General features: G+C 71.9%; 15 protein-coding genes. 10 read left to right on the plus strand and 5 right to left on the minus strand.

The window, feature by feature from the left end; genetic code table 11:
• Positions 1–3 precede the first annotated feature (3 nt).
• Positions 4–1,632 carry an Hsp70 family protein gene (locus ACH35V_RS23160; RefSeq protein ID WP_395975048.1) on the minus strand — a complete coding sequence of 543 codons (1,629 nt, stop codon included), beginning with the start codon at positions 1,630–1,632 and terminating at the stop codon, positions 4–6.
• Positions 1,633–1,687: 55 nt separating this feature from the next.
• The gene (locus tag ACH35V_RS23165) at positions 1,688–2,371 is read right to left on the minus strand and encodes a nucleotide exchange factor GrpE (protein WP_395975049.1); all 684 of its coding nucleotides are present in this window, start codon (positions 2,369–2,371) and stop codon (positions 1,688–1,690) included.
• A gap of 208 nt (positions 2,372–2,579) precedes the next feature.
• On the opposite strand from ACH35V_RS23165, the gene ACH35V_RS23170 reads away from it, so the two are divergent.
• The 5 genes from ACH35V_RS23170 to ACH35V_RS23190 all read left to right on the plus strand — a co-directional run bounded on the left by ACH35V_RS23170 (position 2,580) and on the right by ACH35V_RS23190 (position 7,282).
• Complete coding sequence (locus ACH35V_RS23170; RefSeq protein ID WP_395975050.1) at positions 2,580–3,614, plus strand: macro domain-containing protein; 1,035 nt, start codon at positions 2,580–2,582, stop codon at positions 3,612–3,614.
• A 141-nt stretch (positions 3,615–3,755) separates the two neighbouring features.
• Complete coding sequence (locus ACH35V_RS23175) at positions 3,756–4,409, plus strand: sigma-70 family RNA polymerase sigma factor (RefSeq protein ID WP_395975051.1); 654 nt, start codon at positions 3,756–3,758, stop codon at positions 4,407–4,409.
• The gene (locus ACH35V_RS23180; protein WP_395975052.1) at positions 4,393–5,472 is read left to right on the plus strand and encodes a hypothetical protein; all 1,080 of its coding nucleotides are present in this window, start codon (positions 4,393–4,395) and stop codon (positions 5,470–5,472) included. The genes ACH35V_RS23175 and ACH35V_RS23180 overlap by 17 nt, the downstream gene beginning before the upstream one ends.
• Positions 5,469–6,437, plus strand: coding sequence for an ABC transporter ATP-binding protein (locus tag ACH35V_RS23185; protein ID WP_395975053.1), 969 nt, complete (start codon positions 5,469–5,471; stop codon positions 6,435–6,437). Before ACH35V_RS23180 ends, ACH35V_RS23185 begins: the two co-directional genes overlap by 4 nt.
• On the plus strand, positions 6,434–7,282 hold the full coding sequence (locus ACH35V_RS23190) for an ABC transporter permease (protein WP_395975054.1): 849 nt from the start codon (positions 6,434–6,436) through the stop codon (positions 7,280–7,282). The genes ACH35V_RS23185 and ACH35V_RS23190 overlap by 4 nt, the downstream gene beginning before the upstream one ends.
• 32 nt (positions 7,283–7,314) lie before the next feature.
• Here ACH35V_RS23190 and ACH35V_RS23195 read toward each other — a convergent pair whose 3' ends face one another.
• Together ACH35V_RS23195 and ACH35V_RS23200 are read right to left on the minus strand one after the other, a co-directional pair.
• Positions 7,315–8,322: an alpha/beta fold hydrolase gene (locus tag ACH35V_RS23195; protein WP_395975055.1), complete on the minus strand. Its 1,008-nt coding sequence runs from the start codon at positions 8,320–8,322 to the stop codon at positions 7,315–7,317.
• A 47-nt stretch (positions 8,323–8,369) separates the two neighbouring features.
• Positions 8,370–9,428 (minus strand): substrate-binding domain-containing protein, encoded by a 1,059-nt coding sequence (locus tag ACH35V_RS23200; RefSeq protein WP_395975056.1) that lies wholly within the window; start codon positions 9,426–9,428, stop codon positions 8,370–8,372.
• Positions 9,429–9,493: 65 nt separating this feature from the next.
• On the opposite strand from ACH35V_RS23200, the gene ACH35V_RS23205 reads away from it, so the two are divergent.
• Positions 9,494–9,931: a MarR family winged helix-turn-helix transcriptional regulator gene (locus tag ACH35V_RS23205; protein WP_395975057.1), complete on the plus strand. Its 438-nt coding sequence runs from the start codon at positions 9,494–9,496 to the stop codon at positions 9,929–9,931.
• 44 nt (positions 9,932–9,975) lie between these two features.
• Here ACH35V_RS23205 and ACH35V_RS23210 read toward each other — a convergent pair whose 3' ends face one another.
• Positions 9,976–10,776 carry an N-acetylmuramoyl-L-alanine amidase gene (locus tag ACH35V_RS23210; protein ID WP_395975058.1) on the minus strand — a complete coding sequence of 267 codons (801 nt, stop codon included), beginning with the start codon at positions 10,774–10,776 and terminating at the stop codon, positions 9,976–9,978.
• Between the two features lie 120 nt (positions 10,777–10,896).
• Between ACH35V_RS23210 and ACH35V_RS23215 the strand changes: the two genes are divergently transcribed.
• From ACH35V_RS23215 to ACH35V_RS23230, 4 genes are all read left to right on the plus strand, one after another.
• Positions 10,897–12,483, plus strand: coding sequence for an FAD-binding oxidoreductase (locus ACH35V_RS23215; RefSeq protein ID WP_395975059.1), 1,587 nt, complete (start codon positions 10,897–10,899; stop codon positions 12,481–12,483).
• Between the two features lie 667 nt (positions 12,484–13,150).
• Positions 13,151–13,558 (plus strand): hypothetical protein, encoded by a 408-nt coding sequence (locus ACH35V_RS23220; protein ID WP_395975060.1) that lies wholly within the window; start codon positions 13,151–13,153, stop codon positions 13,556–13,558.
• A gap of 112 nt (positions 13,559–13,670) precedes the next feature.
• Positions 13,671–14,975, plus strand: a complete 1,305-nt coding sequence (locus tag ACH35V_RS23225; RefSeq protein WP_395975061.1) for an erythromycin esterase family protein — start codon at positions 13,671–13,673, stop codon at positions 14,973–14,975.
• Between the two features lie 290 nt (positions 14,976–15,265).
• Complete coding sequence (locus ACH35V_RS23230; protein WP_395975062.1) at positions 15,266–16,789, plus strand: cellulose binding domain-containing protein; 1,524 nt, start codon at positions 15,266–15,268, stop codon at positions 16,787–16,789.
• Positions 16,790–16,892: the final 103 nt, after the last annotated feature.

Genomic DNA, 16,892 nt, shown 5'->3' on the forward strand with positions numbered 1-16,892 from the left:
GGGTCATTCCGAGACCGCATACCGCGCCACCGCCCGCTTCGCGAGGTCGACCTGGGACTCGTCCAGCCCCTGGATGCGGACCTCGATGTGCAGGTCCTTGCCCGTCTGCAGCTCCAGGGCGTGGACGCGGAGCGTGCCGAGCTCGTCCATGGCGAAGCTGATGTCGATCGGCGACCCCTTCCGCAGCCGCGGCAGGTCGGTGATGATCCCCTCGCCGATCTTGGCGTTGTCGGCGGGCTCCGCGGACTCCACCGCGCCCGCCTGCTCCCAGATCTCCACCTCGATCGCCGTCTGGTCCTCGTAGGCGGTGGCGAACCGCTCCGCCTCCGGCGCCGCGGGCAGCACCGTGTTGGCCTTGAGGACGTGGCTCACCGCGAAGACTTCGCTGCCGTCGTCGGCGAACGACACCGTCTTGACGCCGAACGCGCGCGGCACCACCGTGCTCACCCGCCGTCCGGCCAGCATGCGAACCTTCTCCGGCTCCAGGCCGAGCTGGTCTGCGGCGTCCTGGACCGCCCGCTCCGCCTCCGCCGGGGACACCGGCTCCGCGCCGTCGCCCTCGTCCGGAAGCCGCACCTTGACCGCCTCGATCAGCGCGAACCTGGCCGCGCCCTTCGCGACGGCGAGGTCCGGGTCGTGCAGCTTGGGCTCGAACCCGAACCGCTCGCGCAGCCCGGCCGCCACCGCGGGCATCCGGGACGAGCCGCCGACCAGCAGCACGTCGTCGAAGCCGTCGACGCCCCGCTCGGCGGCGGCGTCGATGGTGCGCCTGGTGATCTCGAAGGTGCGGCCCAGCAGGTCCTCGGTCATGCCCTCGAACGCCTCGCGGGTCAGCTCCACCCGGGCGGTGCCGCCGTCGAAGCGCATGTTGTAGCGGCGCGACACCGCCGAGCTGAGGCCCTTCTTCAGGTCCTCGGCGGCGATCGCCAGCTCCTGGAGGAAGTCCTCGCTCTCGGCCGCGGACGAGCCGGGGTTCTCGCCCAGGAACGACTCCAGCAGGTGGTCGGCGATGCGGTCGTCCCAGTCGGCGCCGCCCAGCCGGTGGTCGCCGTCCGTGCAGACGACCCGGACGTCGTCGCCCTCCAGCCGGATGACCGTGGTGTCGAACGTGCCGCCGCCCAGGTCGTACACCAGGATCGTGGCGGACCCCTCGGCCGACAGCGTCTCGTAGTGCAGCGCCGCGGCCACCGGCTCCGGGATCAGGTTCAGGACGTTGAGGCCGGCGATCTCGCCCGCGTTGCGGGTCGCCTCCCGCTCGGCGACCCCGAAGTAGGCCGGGACGGTGATGACGACGTCGCGCACCTCGCCGCCGGTCTCCTCGGCGGCGGCGCGCGCCAGCTCCTTGAGGACCAGCGCGGAGATCGACTCGGGCGTGTGGGACGTGCCGTGGAACTCCAGCTCGAACTGCTGCCCCATCTGCCGCTTGATCAGCTGGACGACCTGGTCGGGGAACAGCTTGGCCGACCCCTTGGCGTCCTGCCCGACCACGACGTTGTCGGGGGTCTCGAAGTAGACCGCCGAGGGCGTGGTCTCCTGGCCGATCGCGTTCTTGGCGATGACCGGCCGTCCCGTGTCGTCGACATGGGCGATGCAGGAGTAGGTGGTACCGAGATCGATACCGTAGGTAGCCATGGACGGTCGTCCCCTCGTCAGGTCGTCGGGTCGGGAGTCGCGGATCGCGCCGCGGTCAGTCGGCTCGGGCGGGAGCCTCGGCGGAGGTCTCGGCGGGGGTCTCGGTCTCGGCGGAGGTCTCGCTCTGGTCGGACGGCTCGGCATCCGCCTCGGCGTCCGGGGCGTTCGGGGCGGGCGGGGCGAAGCGGTGGAAGCGGGCCCGGAGGGGGCGGCGGACGCGGCCCGTCTCCCGTTCCACGAAGCCGGTCGCGACGACCTCGGCCACGGTGTTGTCGAGAGCCTCGTCGTCCACGGCGACGACTGACACCGCCGCGTGCCTGCCCGGGTCGAAGGGGTCGCCGGGGTCGGCGGTGAACTCGTCCAGGCCGCAGCGCTCTAGCGTCAGCAGCGTGTCGTCGGCGAAGCTCTCCAGCAGCCTGCCCTGCGCGGGGTCGGCCGCGTCGGCGGCGAGCCGGGCGGCCTCGCGCAGCATCGAGTCGTAGAGGCGGAGCAGATCGGCGATGACGGGTTCGAGGATCGCGCGGTGGACGCCGTCCCGCAGCCGCTGGTTCTCCTCGTGCAGCCGGTCGATGACCGCCTCACGGTGCGCGGACCTGCGGTTGAACTCCGCGACCGCGGCCTCGATCGCGGCGAGCCGCTCGGACTGCTCATCCGGCTCATTCGGCTCGGACGGCTCGGCGGTCTGTTCAGGCTGTTCGGTCGGCTCGTCCACCTCGCCGGCGGCCGTGGAAACCTCCACCCTGAGTCACTCCCTGCGTCGCGCTCGCCCGATAATCGCGCCACGACGGCCCCCGTCACGGGCCCGCCCCGGATGAATTTCACATTGAACACCAGAGCCGTCATTCCCAAACTGGATTTACACTGATCCATCCCGGATCCGCCCGGATATCGACCACCTTTCGCCCAAAGCCGGAGTCATGCCGCCACCGCCCACTCATGATCAGCTCGTGGCCGATCTCAAGAACCTCCGCGAACGGGGACTGACCCGGCTGCGGGACACTCGGCTCGACGCGCTGGAAACGGCGGTGGCGCTGTACCGTCACGACGGCCCCGCGCCGGACGCGCGCCCGCCGGTCGAGCCGTACCGCCCCGCCGCCGTGGAGGAACTGCTGCGGGAGGCGATCGTCGAGCTGGGCGGGGGCAAGCTGTCCGCCGCCGCCGGATTCACCTTCGGCCTGGCCGCCGGGGCCCGGGACTGGACGGTCGGCGAGCGCCGCAAGGAGGCCGCCTCGATCTACGGGGTCAGCACCGAGCGCTTCCGCAAGCACCACGAGCAGCTCATCGTGGACCAGACGGCGGAGGCGGTGCTGCGGCTGTGCATGCCCGCCGCGACGCCCCGCCCGCCGCGCCAGGCCGACGTCCCGCAGAGCCCCGCGGTCATCCGCCTCGGACGGGTCACGCTCGACTACATGCCGGTCGAGATGATCAAGGGGGTGGACGCCATCGTCTCCTCGGAGAACGTCTATCTGGAGGCGTCCAAGATCTTCCGGAACTCGCTGTCGGCGGCGCTGCGCCGGGCCTGCGCCGAGACGACCGGCACGGGGGAGATCGTGGACGACGTCGTCCAGCGGGGCCTCGCGGACTGGATGCGCGACCACGGCCGTCCGGGGCTTCCGGTCGCGCCCGGCACCGTCGCGGCGACCTCGCCCGGACGGCTCCGCGCGGCGGGCGTCCGCCGGATCTACCACGCGGCGGTCGCCGTCCCGGTCGGCGACGGGAACGAGTACGAGCTGTCGGCCGAGGCGGTGGCCCGCGCGGTGCACAACACCGTCCAGCTGGCGCAGCGCGAACGTCCGCCGCTCCGCTCCATCGCGCTGCCCCTCTTCGGCGCCGGGCGCGGCGGCCTGGACGCGGCGGAGAGCCTGAGCTGGGTGTGGTCGGCGGTGGAACGGGAACTCGACGCCGATCCGTCCTGGGACGTCCATCTCATCGCCCGGTCACCGGCCACCGCCCAGACCATAATCAGACATTTCTCGCCATAGCGGATAGGTGCGCGGCTCGGCCCGCGCGAAAGCATTTATCACCCGTGCAATTCGGCCCTTTATGGACGGCACGAAAAAGCGCGGCGCGCGGCCACGGTGATCTCCGTGTCACATGCGGGGCCCCGGCGGTGCTCTACAGGCATGGACCTCGTAGGGCAAGGTGGGAGCGCACCGGCCGCCGCGCTCCCCGCCGCCCTGTCCGCTGATGGGCAGGTGTCCGCTGAAGGGCATGGCGGCACGGTCGAGCGGGCCGGGCGGAAGGGCGGCGGGGTGGCGGTGTCGGGTCGTCCGAGTCGGGAGGCCGTGCGGGCCGACCTCGAAGAGGTCTTCCGCGCGGCGTATCCGCGGGTGGTCGGCGTCGCCGCGCGCGTGCTCGGCTCCCGGGACGAGGCCGAGGACGTGGCCCAGGAGGTGTTCCTGGCGTTCGCGCGCTCCTCGATCCCGGCGGGCGAGGCGGGGGGCTGGCTGTCGGTCGCCGCGGCGCACACCGCGCTGAACCACCTGCGCTCCGGCCGCCGCCGCGCGTCCAGGGAGGAGGCCGCCGACGATGCCGGAACCGTCAGCCCGGACGTCGCCGACGCGGTCGTGACCCTCGACGAGCGCCGCCGCGTGCGGGCGGCGCTGGCGCGGCTCCCGCGCAGGCAGGCGGTCGCCCTCGTCCTGCGGCACAGCGGCCTCAGCTACGCCGAGGTCGCCGCCGCTCTCGATCTTTCCCCTGGCAGCGTGGGCACCACCGTGCGGCGCGCCGAGTCCGCTCTGCGGGAGGAGTTGAACCGTCATGCGGCATCCGAGTGACGGCACGCTGCGCCGGCTCCTGGACGAGCCGTCCGGCGTCGCCGTCGACGACCGCGATCACGTCGCGGGCTGCGGCGCGTGCCTGTCCGGGCTGGCGGCCGTCCAGGAGGACGCGGACGCCGCCGGGTCCGCGCTGGACGTCGGGTTCGCCCCGGACGTCGAAGCTGGATGGAACCGCCTGGCCGCAGCGGTCGCCGCCGGTGAAGCGGCACCCGAGACGGCCGCGGACCCTCCGGGCCGCTGGCGGACGAAGCTGCGCAACCCGGTGGTCGCCGTCGTCGGCGTCGTCGCCCTCCTGGGCGGTGCGGGCGTCGCGGCGGCGGCGGACTGGTTCCAGATCTTCCGCGCCGAGAAGGTCGCCCCGGTCACCGCCCCGCGAGCCGACCTGGTGCGGCTGCCCGAACTCGACGCCTTCGGCGACCTCGCGGTGACCTCGAAGATCGAAGTGCGCCAGGTCGCCGACGCCGCGGCCGCGCAGAAGGCCACGGGAATCCCCGTCCCGCGAGTGAGCAGGCTCCCCCGAGGTGTGACGGGTGAACCCGTGTACCGGGTCGGCGGTAAGGCGAGCGCGCTTTTCACCTTCTCGATGGCGAAGACCGCGCAGACCGTCGCGTCGGCCGGGGGGAAGGCGCCGCCGCCACCGCCCGGCCTGGACGGCAGCCGGTACCGGCTGGGCGCGGGGCCCGGGGTCGTCGCGGCCTGGTCGCAGGGCCGTCCGGCGCCTGCGCTCATCGTGGTCCGCGTCGTCGCGCCCACCGTGTACTCGTCGAGCGTCCCGTTCGCGACGGCGCGCGACTACCTGCTGTCCCTGCCCACCCTGCCGGAGAACGTCAAGACGCAGCTGAGCGCCTACTCCGGCGCCGGGACGACGCTGCCCCTGTTCGTGTCGGCCGAGAAGATGAAGACGTCCACGGCCGACGTCGGCGGGATCCCGGCCACGGTGCTCACCGCGCGGGACGGCGCGATGGCGGGCGTGGTCTGGGCGGACGACGGGATCATCACCGCGGTGGCGGGCTCGCTGAGCGCCCGCGAGGTGCTGTCGGTGGCGCGGGGGCTGCGATGACACCCCGCACGGAGGCCGCGGAGCAGCTGCTCGCGGAGCTTCCTCCGGCACCGGCGGCGTGGTGCTCGGGCCTGCGCAAGCGATACAGGCGGCAGACTGCGGTGGACGACGTGTCGTTCGCCGTCGCCCGCGGCGAGGTGGTCGGCCTGCTCGGGCCGAACGGCGCCGGGAAGACGACCGTCATCAAGATCCTGCTCGGGCTGGTCCGTCCGGACGCGGGCGAGGTGCTCCTGCTCGGACGCCCGGCACGTGACCCCCGCGCCCGTGCCCGCGTCGGCTACCTGCCGGAGCTGTTCCGGTACCAGCCGTGGCTCACCGCCGCCGAGGTGCTGCGCCTGCACTTCCGGCTCGCGGGCGTCCCGGTGCCGGACGAAGAGCGGCGCGAATGCCTGGCCGCCGTGGGCCTCGCCGACCGCGCGGGCGACCGGGTCGGCGGCTTCTCCAAGGGCATGCAGCAGCGCCTCGGGCTGGCGGTCGCGCTGGTCGCCCGCCCGGACCTCGTCGTCCTGGACGAGCCCACCAGCGCCCTCGACCCGCTCGGCCGGGCCGACGTCCGCGACCTGCTGCTGTCCCTCCGGGACCGAGGAGTCGCGGTGCTGCTGAATTCCCATCTCATCGGGGAGGTGGAGCGGGTCTGCGACCGTGTCGTCATCCTCGACCAGGGCCGGGTCGCCGCGTCCGGCACGCTGGCCGAGCTGCTCGGCGGCCGCGAGCTGCGGCTCCGCCTGGACGGGGTGAGCGCGGCGGCGGAGGCGCGGCTCGCCGCCGCCGGCCGCCTCACCCGCACCGGCGACGAGTTCGCCGTCGAGCTTCCCGCCGACCAGGACCCGGCGACCGTGCCGGACCTGATCGCCGACCTGGTCGCCCTCGGGGTGCGGGTGCACGCCGTCGAACCCGGGCGGATCAGCCTGGAGGAGCGGCTGCTGGACATCCTCCGCACCGGCCCCGGAGGAGAGCGCCGATGACCGCCCGGATCGTGCTCACCATCGCCGCCCTCACCCTCCAGGAGGCGGCGCGTCGGCGCGTGCTGCGCTCCCTGGCCGTGATGACGGTGATCCTGCTCGGCCTCAGCGCCTGGGGCTTCGCCCGGCTCGACGCGGAGTTCGGGACGCTGACCAGCGGCGAGGCCCGGCTGGCGGCGTCCACGATTCTCAACCTGGTGATGTTCGGCCTGAGCCTGATCGCCGCGCTCGGCACCGCGTTCCTCGCCGGTCCCACGTTGGCGGGCGAGATCGAGTCGGGGACGGCGCTGGCGGTTTTGGCGCGTCCGATCCGCCGCTCGGCCGTGCTGCTGGGGAAATGGCTGGGCCTGGTGATCTTCGCCAGCGGGTTCGTGGCCGTGGCGGGGCTCGCCCAGTTCGTCATCGTCTGGGTCACGATGGACTACTGGCCGCCCGAGCCGGTGACCGGTCTGGCGCTGCTCGCCGCCCAGTCGACCGTGCTGCTGACCCTGGGCCTGCTGCTGTCCACCGTGATCTCGCCGATGGCGTCGGGCATCGTCGCGGTCGGCCTGTTCGGCGCCACCTGGATCGCGGGCGTGGTCGGCGGCGTCGGCCAGGCCCTCGGCAACGAGGGCGTCGAGCGGGTCGGGGCCGTCTCCCGGGTGCTGCTCCCGACGGACGGCCTATGGCGCGGTGCCATGCACGCGATTCAGCACCCGGCGTTTGCGAGCGGGCTTCCCGGCGGGTTCGACGGTCACCCGTTCCTGAGCGACGCCCCGCTCACTGTCGCCTACGTCGCCTGGACCTTCCTCTGGGCCGCCGTCGTCCTCGGCCTCGCCGGAGTCGCCTTCCAGCGCCGCGACCTCTGAGCAATCGGCTACGGCGGCCATCGGGACCACGGCTACCGGGCGAGGAGTTCCTTCAGGGCGGCGTCGATGAAGGCGGTGTCGACGGGGTTGGTGCCGTGGCCCGCGAAGTGGCCCCAGACGCCGGGGATCACGCGGAGTTCGGCGCCGGGGATGTGCTGGACGGCCCACGCCTCGTCCTCGGGCGGGAAGTACAGGTCCTTCTCGGCGGGCATGACCAGCGTCTTGGCCTTGATGGACGCGAGCGCAGCCTTGGTGTCGCCGTTGAAGCCCGGGGTCTGCCCGACGTCGGAGTTCTGCCACGTCCACAGCATGGTGAGGAGGTTGTTGGCGTCGCGGTCGTCCAGGAAGAAGCCCTCCCAGAAGCCGACGAGGAAGTCCTCCAGGGAGCTGAACCCGAGCTGCTCGTAGAGGCGGTCCCAGTAGAACGCCTGCGAGAAGCCCCATCCGGCGTAGACGCGGGCGGCGGCGCGGAGGCCGCGGGTGGGCGGGCTGGTGTACCAGCCGTACTCGAACGCGCCGTCCGCGGTGAGCGCGGCCTTCACGCCTTCGAGGAACACCTTGTTGTGGTAGCTGCAGCGGGACGAGCCGCAGAACGGGGCGATGCGCTCCACCATCTCGGGGTGGCTGACGGCCCACTGGTAGGTCTGGCCCGCGCCCATCGACCAGCCCGTCACCAGCGGCAGGCGCTCGATGCCGAAATGCTCGGTGACGAGGCGGTGCTGGGCCTCGACGTTGTCGTACATGGTGACGTTCGGGAAGCGGGCCCGGTCGTAGGGGGGCGGGGTGTTGCTGGGCGAGCTGGACAGGCCGTTGCCGAGCATGTTCGGCACGATGATGAAGTAACGGGACGGGTCCAGCGCCATGCCCTCGCCGATGAGCCACTCGTTGTCCTGGTGGCGGCCGGAATACCACGTGGGGTAGACGATCGCGTTGCTCTTGTCGGCCGCCAGGTCGCCGTAGGTCTCATAGGTCAGCTGCGCCCCGCGCAGGGTCGCGCCGCCTTGCAGGACGAGGTCGCCGAGGTCGAACGTCGTGGCCATAAGCCCCCCTTAGTTCACGACGAAACTATTTCCTGCGGAATCAATGGTCAAGGGGGGTCGGGGCGAAGCTGGTGCAGGACGTCGAACTCCAGGCCGTCCGCGGCGGCGAGGAACACCTTCTGCCGCAGGTGCCGGTCGCGGACCTCGACGGGCCCGCGCGGGCCGTCGTAGCCGAGGCCCTCCGACACGGCCGTCATCCTGCGGACGTCCAGATCGCCGCCGCTGCGGCGGAACAGCTCGGCGAGCAGCCGCACGCCCTCGTAGCAGGACTCGCCCATGCTGTTGAGCGGCGGCGCCTGCGGGCCGAAGCGCCGGTGGTAGCGGGCGCCGAAGTCCAGGCCGTCGCCGGTCGGGAGCGTCTCGAAGAACCCCGCCGCCGCGAACAGCCCCCGGGTGCCCTCCACGCCGGACGCGAGCAGCATGTTCTCGTCCATCAGCGGGCTGAACCGCAGCTGCTCCAGGCCCGCCGCGCCGAACGCGCGGTTGAAGGCCACCGCGTCGTCGCCGACCAGCAGCATCAGGACGGCCTCGCACCCGCTCGCCTCGATCCTGCGCAGCGGCTCGCCGAAGTCCTGCGTGCCGAGCCGGACGTAGATCTCGTCGCACAGCACGGCGTCCTGCTCGGCGAGATAGGACCGCACGGCGCGGGCCGTGCCGCGCGGCCAGACGTAGTCGTCGCCGACGATCGTCCAGCGGCGGACGCCCAGCTCGGACGACAGCCAGCGCAGCGCCGGGCGGAGCTGCCGCTCGGGCGTCTCGCCGGTGAGGAAGACGCCGGGCGAGCGCTCGCCGCCCTCGTAGAGCGCGGTGTAGACGTACGGGACGCGTCCGGCGATCTCCGGGACGAGCCGCTGCCGGACGGTCGAGACGTGCCAGCCCGTCACCGCCTGCACGGCGCCCGACCCGACCAGCTCCCCGACCTGGCCGGCGACCCGCGCGGGCGGCGCGCCGCCGTCCACGACCTTCAGCCGGAGGCGGCGGCCGAGCACGCCCGCCTCCTCGTTGATCTCTTCCTCGGCGAGCCGGGCGCACAGCTCGGCAGAGGGCCCGAAGAGTCCCGCGGGCCCCTGACGCGGCACCACCAGGGCGACGTCCAGGTCGTCCATATCCGGGACGTTAGTGGATCCTCGCCCAAAATAGTTTCGATGAGACGGTAATCTTGTATCTCGCGATGACTACAACACGTATGGCGCAGGACGAGCTGGACCTGCCGCGGATGCTCGCGCGGGTCGAACGCGGCATCGCCGCCCGGCTCGCCGCCGCGCTGAAGACGGCCGGCTCCACCGTCGAGGAATGGCGCGTGATCTCCCTGCTCGCCGACGGCGCCGGGCACACGATGACCGAGATAGCCGAGTTCGCCCTGCTCCCCGCGCCGACGCTCACCAAGGTGATCGACCGGCTGGTGTCGGCGGGGCTGGTGTTCCGGCGCGTCGACGAGACCGACCGGCGGCGGGTGCTGGCGTTCCTGTCCGAACACGGCCGCGAGTCGTCCGACCGGCTGACCGCGGCGATCGAGGCCGAGTGGCGCGGCGTGCAGGACGCGGTGGGACAGGAGGAGCTGGCGCTGCTGCGCGTCCTCCTCACGAGGATGTCCGCACGGCTCGCCTGACTTTACTTTCGTCCGGAATACTTCCTCACGAAAGCATCAACGGGTCAGCGGAGATAGCCCTCGAACCCCGCGGCCAGAGCCTCGGCCATGCGCTGCCGGAACGGGGCGCTGGACAGCTTCGCCGCGTCCCCCGGGTTCTGCATGTTGCCGCACTCGATGAACACGATCGGCACCGTGGACATGTTCAGCCCCCCGAGGTCGCCGCGCCGGTCCAGGCCGTCGCGTCCGCGATAGGTCGAGTAGGGGATGCCGGTCCCGGAGCGGTAGGCGTCCCGGACCGCCGTGCCGAGCTTCCGGGACGGCTCGACGATCGACGCGTTCTTCCCCACGGCCACCGGCTCGATGACATGGAACCCGTGCCCGGACGCCTCGGCGCCGTCGGCGTGGATCGACAAGGACGCGTCGGCGCGCGACCGGTTCCCGATGTCCGCCCGCTCCGTGACGCAAGGCCCGACGCCGGTGTCGTCCTTCCGCGTCAGCGTCACCTTGGCGCCCCGCTCCCGGAGGACGCGCGCCAGCCGGTTGGCCACGTCCCAGGTGAAGGCGTGCTCGCTGTAACCGTCCCGCGTGTTGGTCCCGACCGTGTTGCACGCCTTGTAACCGTTGCCGACGAAGACCTTCTTGTTGATCTCCTCCGGATGGTCGGCGTTCCCGCCGTTGTGACCGGGATCGATGACGATGACCTTCCCGTTCACCGCCGACCCGCCCGTGGCGGTGGCACTGGTCGCCGGCGCCCCGCCCGTGGTCGGGGACGACGGCTCGCGATCAGGAGATCCCCCGCACGCGGCCAGCATCGCGAGGCACAGCCCGGCGCCGACCACCGGCCCGCACCCCTGAATCAGCACCACGCCACCCCCGTGACAGCTCGCTCGCCCCTCTGACAATCTGCACAGCGGGGGGCCGCCTAAACAAGCAGGTCCGGGCAGCGGAATCGTGGACGACGGGGCAACGCGGAGGGAGCGGCGATGGCGCGGTCATGGTGGGGCTGGGGAAACGTCGAGGACGCGGTCCGCGGCGCCGAACTGGACGCGCTGCTCGTCCGCGCGCGTGCGCTGGCGCCCGGCGAGCCGACCGATCATGAGCCGCCGAGCATCGCCTCGCTCGGCCTGCCCGCGTCCCGGATCTCCCCGCCCGCCGCGCTCGCCGGCCTCTGCTCCGCCGATCCCGCCGACCGGGCCGCGCACGCGCACGGCAAGGCGTTCCGGGACGTGGTCCGCAACCTGCACGGCGACCTGCGCCACGTCCCCGACCTCGTCGCCCGGCCGCGCGGCGAACGCGACCTGATCGACCTGCTCGACTGGTGCGGCCGCGACGGGATCGCCGCGATCCCCTACGGCGGCGGCAGCTCCGTGGTCGGCGGGATCGAGCCGCGGTTCGAGGACGGCCGCGCGGCCGTCACGGTCGACCTGACCCGGATGGGCGACGTCCTGGAGATCGACCCGGTGAGCCGGGCGGCACGCGTCCAGGCCGGGGTGTTCGGCCCGCGTCTGGAGGACCGGCTCAGGCCGCACGGGCTGACCCTGCGGCACTTCCCGCAGTCGTTCGAGTTCTCCACGCTGGGCGGCTGGCTGGCCACCCGTGCGGGCGGCCACTACGCGACCCTGAACACGCACATCGACGACCTCGTCGAATCGATGCGCGTCGTCACGCCGAGCGGGGTCGGCGAGTCGCGGCGCCTGCCCGGCTCGGGCGCCGGGCCGTCCCCGGACCGGCTCTTCCTCGGCAGCGAGGGCACGCTGGGCGTCATCACCGAGGCGTGGATGCGGCTGCGGGAGCGTCCGCGCTGGCGGGCCAAGGCGTCCGTAAGCTTCGCCGACTACTCCGCGGCCGTCGCGGCGACCCGGGCCGTCGCGCAGAGCGGGCTGAACCCGGCGAACTGCCGGCTCCTCGACGCCGCCGAGGCGCTGGTCAACGCGGGCGTCTCCGCCGGCGGCGGGGTGCTGGTGCTCGGCTTCGAGTCCGCCGACCATCCGGTGCGCGCGGCCCTGGACCGCGCCGTGGAACTCTGCCGCGACCACGGCGGCGAGGCCGCCGACGAATCCGCGGGCGAGAGCCCCGGCGACACGTGGCGCTCATCGTTCCTCCGAATGCCCTACCAGCGGGACGCGCTGGCCCGCCACGCACTGATCGTGGAGACGTTCGAGACGTCCTGCACCTGGGACGGGTTCGACCGGCTCCACCAGGCGGTCACCGAGGCGGCCCGTGCGGCGATCCGCGAGGTGGCGGGCGACGGCGTGGTGACCTGCCGGTTCACCCACGTCTACCCGGACGGCCCCGCACCGTACTTCGGCGTCTACGCGCCCGGCCGCTGGGACGGCCTGCTCGCCCAGTGGGACGAGATCAAGGCGGCCGTGTCCGAGGCGATCGCGGCGAACGGCGGCACGATCACCCACCACCACGCGGTCGGCCGCGACCACCGCCCCTGGTACGACCGCCAGCGCCCCGCCCCGTTCGCCGCCGCGCTCACCGCCGCGAAGGCCGCCCTCGATCCGGCGGGAATCCTCAACCCCGGAGTACTCCTTCCCGATCGTCATTTGTCAGGACACGCCTGATCTATCGCGGCTATCGTCGTACGCCGTGAACGCGCCCCCGCCCGAAGGCGCTCCGGGCCCTTCCGGCCCCGGACCGGTGCCCCCCGAACCCCAAGGCCCAACGCCGGGCGGCCCGCCCGCCCCGCTGCCCGGCACCCCACCACCGCCGAGCGCACCCCCGCCCCGGATCCCCAGCGCACCGCCCGCCCCAATGCCGTCCGGCCCAATGCCGTCCGGCCCACCGGGCCCAATGCCCGGCTCAGCACACGGCCCAGCGCCCAGTGCCCCGCAGGGCCCGGCCCCCGGCGCGCCGCCCAGCCCAATGCCGACCGACCCACCGGGCCCAGTACCCGGCTCAGCACACAGCCCGGCACCCGGTACTCCGCAGGGCCCGGCCCCCGGCGCACCGCACACTCCCGTGCCCGGAGGGCCGTACGCCCCGGCACCCGGCGCGCCACAAGGGCCGACACCCGGTGGAATGCAGGGGCCGATGCACGTTGGGCAGCCAGGACCGACGCCCGGCGCGCCGCAAGGGCCGACGCCCGTTGGGCCGCCAGGGCCGACGCACGGTGGGCCACAAGGGCCTATGCACGGCGCGCCGCAAGGGCCGATGCACGGTGGACCGGCGGGGGTGGTGCCGGGGTTCGGGCGGGCGCCGTTTTCGCCGCGGCGGAAGAAGGGGCCCAAGGTGCCGCTGATCCTGCTGGCGGCGGCCGTCGTCGTCCTCGGGGGCGGGATCGGGACCGTTGTCTATTTCGCCGAAATCCGGCCGCGCACCTACCTTGAGGATTGGCGCCGCCAGATGGGGTACGCCGACACGCTGGTCATGACGAACAGCTTCCTGGAAAGCAGGAGGGTGCACATCACGCTGGAGCAGGGCTGCTCCCCCGCCATCCCCTGCAATCCGCATCCCGCCAAGGATATTTCGGTATGGCTCAGTCGCGGTGCGGGAGTCATTTCCGAAGAGGAGGCGGCGAAGTGCTTCGGCGAGGGCTGCCAGCGTGTCTTCTACTACGAGGGCCACAAGGTATTCGTAGGTTTCGAGAAGGTCTCCTTGAACTGGAATTTCCGGGTGAACGTCGATATGTACTGGTGAGGTCATGACGGCCGTACGCCGAGGGGTGTAGGCGGCGAGTCGCCCGCTGGGGGATGTCTGGACGGGGAGGGAGCGGGGATCGTGGCGGCGGCATAGAGCAGAGGAGGCTCTTATGAAACGTCGGACACGGGCCGTCGCGTGGCTCTCTCCAGGTGTCGGGATCGTGGTGCTGCTCAGCGGCGCGCCTGCGGTGAACGCCCAGGCTTCGGAGCCGGTGGACAGGTGGATCGCGCGGCATGCCGTCCCGCTCGCGACCGCCGACCCGTCCGCGCCGCTGGACGACCTGGTCCCCCTCCGCCGGTCGGTCGGGGACGCGACGGTCGTCGGCCTTGGCGAGTCGGTGCACGGCACGGCCGAGGAGACCACGCTCAAGCTGCGCGCCCTCCGCTTCCTGGTGGAGCGGATGGGGTTCCGTTCCATCGCCTGGGAAGAGGACTGGACGATGGGACTCAAGATCAACGAGTACGTCCTGGACGGGAAGGGCGACCCGGACGCGCTCGTGCGGGACATGAGCTTCCAATGGCGGACGCGCGAAATGGCGGACGTCCTGCGGTGGCTGCGCGGTTACAACGCCGGTCACGAGGAAAAGGTCCGGTTCGTCGGCGTCGAGTACTACTTCACGCGTCCGCTGGCTTACGACGGCATCGAGGCTCATATCGCGAAGACCGCTCCCGAACGCCTTTCCGAATTGCGAAAGCACAAGGTCGTGCGTCCGTGGACGTCGGACATGCCCGTATACACCACCTGGTTCAGAGAAAAGGTGGATGACAAACGTTCGTACGTCCGGCATGCGCGCCAGGTGTACGAGCTGGTCGAGGACCTCCCGGATCGGGGCCGCGACCACGAGATAGCTCTGCATCATGCGCGGCAGATCGTGTCCTTCTACGAGCATTTCCTCCTGGAATTCAACGCGGCCAACGCCTATCGGGACGCCCGCGCCGCGCAGAACCTGGCGTGGTGGCGCGCGTACAGCGGCGGCGACAAGATCGTCTACTGGGGTGCGAGCGCGCACACCGCCAACGCCCCGGAACTCCACGTCACCGCCCAGGACGGCCAGGACCTGCGCTACCCGACGGCCGGCTCGCACCTGCGGCGCCGGTACGGGCAGCGGTACCGGTCGATCGGCTTCACCCTCGACCACGGCGAGGCGAGCCTCGGCCCGGGGCGGACGGTCGCTCTCGCGCGTCCGGCGCCGAACTGGTTCGAGCGGCGGTTCGGCGCGGTCGGCGCGGCGCAGTTCGTCCTGGACCTGCGCTCCCCCGCCCCGGCGCCGGTCCGCCGGTGGCTGGACGCGCCCGCCGCCACCCGCGGCCTTCCGCATTTCGGCGCGGGCTCGACCACGACCGGGGGTTCGCTGTCCCAGTGGTTCGACGTGATCGTCCACCGCCACGAGGTCTCTCCAGCGCGACCGGCCTGAACTTGCCCAAGGAACGGGCTATGGGTTGGCGAAAAGTGCCGACATTCTTCTGACAGCGGCGTGGTTCGGTCCATTAGCTGGGCTGGGCTGATGCCGCGCCGGCCGGACGGGGTTGCCGGAAAACGGCGGGCTGGTTACGGTTCAGTCGATTAAAAGGAAAGTTTCCTATCAGATTTGAGGTCGAACTCGTGCCCCGCTCGCCCCCCGCCGAATAGGCCGCCATGCCGTCCGACGTACCTCGGGGTTCGGGGGATTCCCGCGTGTCCGCATCTCCTTTCCCGGGAGTGAAATTGACAAGATTCCGCCCTGGCCTCCTGTTCACCGCCCTCTGTGCCCTTGTCCTCGCACTGCTCGTCCCGACGCCGGCGAACGCCGCGTCGACGGCGACGGCGACCTTCACCAAGGCCGCGGACTGGGGTTCGGGGTATGAGGCCCGATACACGATCACCAACGCGACCGAGTCGGCGCTCTCCGGCTGGAAGGTCGAGTTCGACCTCCCGTCCGGCTCGACCATCGGCTCCTACTGGGACGCGCTGCTCACCAAGTCCGGGCAGCACGCCACCTTCACCAACCGCAACTACAACGCCACCGTCGCCGCCGGCGCGTCCGTCACCTTCGGGTTCCTGGTCAGCGGTCCGGGTGCTCCCACGAACTGCACCGTCAACGGCGGATCCTGCAGCGGCGGCACCACCCCCGGAGCGCCCTCCGCTCCCGGCGAGGTCTCGGTGACCGGCAAGACGGACAGCTCCCTGACCCTGTCGTGGGGTCCCGCGTCCGGGTCGGTCACCGGCTACCGCGTCTTCGAGGGCGACGACGTCCGCGCGACGGTGAACGCCACGAGCACCACCATCTCCGGCCTGGAGAAGTGCTCCAACCACACCTACACGGTCAAGGCGTACAACGATGTCGGCGAGTCCGCGGGATCCGCGGTGTCCGGCACCACGAGCGGCTGCACCGTGCCGGAGGTCGGCAAGCACGCCGCCCCCTACCTCTACCTGGGATGGGGCAACCCGCCCGACCCGGTGACGGTGATGAACGCGTCCGGGATCAAGATGTTCACGATGGCGTTCATCCTGGCTCAGAACGGCTGCAACCCGGCCTGGGACAGCCAGCGCCCGCTGAAGGGCGGCGTGGACGAGCAGGCGATCAACAAGATCCGCGCGGCCGGCGGTGACATCATGCCGTCCATCGGCGGCTGGTCGGGCAACAAGCTCGGCCCGAACTGCCAGACGCCCGAGGCCCTGGCCGGCGCCTACCAGAAGGTCATCGACGCCTACGGCCTCAAGTCCATCGACGTCGACATCGAGAACACCGACGAGTTCGAGAGCCCGGCCGTCCAGGACCGGATCCTCGGCGCCCTGAAGATCGTCGAGCAGAAGAACCCCGGCATCCAGACGATCCTGACGCTCCCGGTCCTCAACACCGGCCCGAACTCGTGGGGCAAGCGCCTCATCGACCGCGCGGCCGAGCTGCAGGTCCCGGTGGACGTCTGGTCGATCATGCCGTTCAACTTCAGCGGCCAGTCGGACATGTACGGCTACACCGTCAAGTCGTCCGAGGGCCTCAAGGAGGCCCTGAAGTCGGCCTTCAAGTACACCGACGAGGTCGCCTACACCCACATGGGCATCTCCGGCATGAACGGCCGGTCCGACGTGGGCGAGATCACGACCACCGCGATCTGGACCCAGATCCGCGACTGGGCCAAGCAGAAGAACCTGGCCCGGCTGACGTTCTGGGCGGTCAACCGCGACCGTCCCGGCAGCGGCACCGACCAGACCGACTGGCAGTTCAGCAAGATCACTGCCGGTTTCTGACCACCCTCTAGGCGGCCCGCGTCCCAGCTCCGGGGACGCGGGCCGCACCCTTTCCCGCGATCCACCGATTGGCGCACCGGACGGATGTTCCGCCGGGCTCCTC

Origin of the sequence: Actinomadura sp. 1N219 (assembly GCF_044326405.1) — a bacterium.
GTDB lineage: Bacteria > Actinomycetota > Actinomycetes > Streptosporangiales > Streptosporangiaceae > Spirillospora.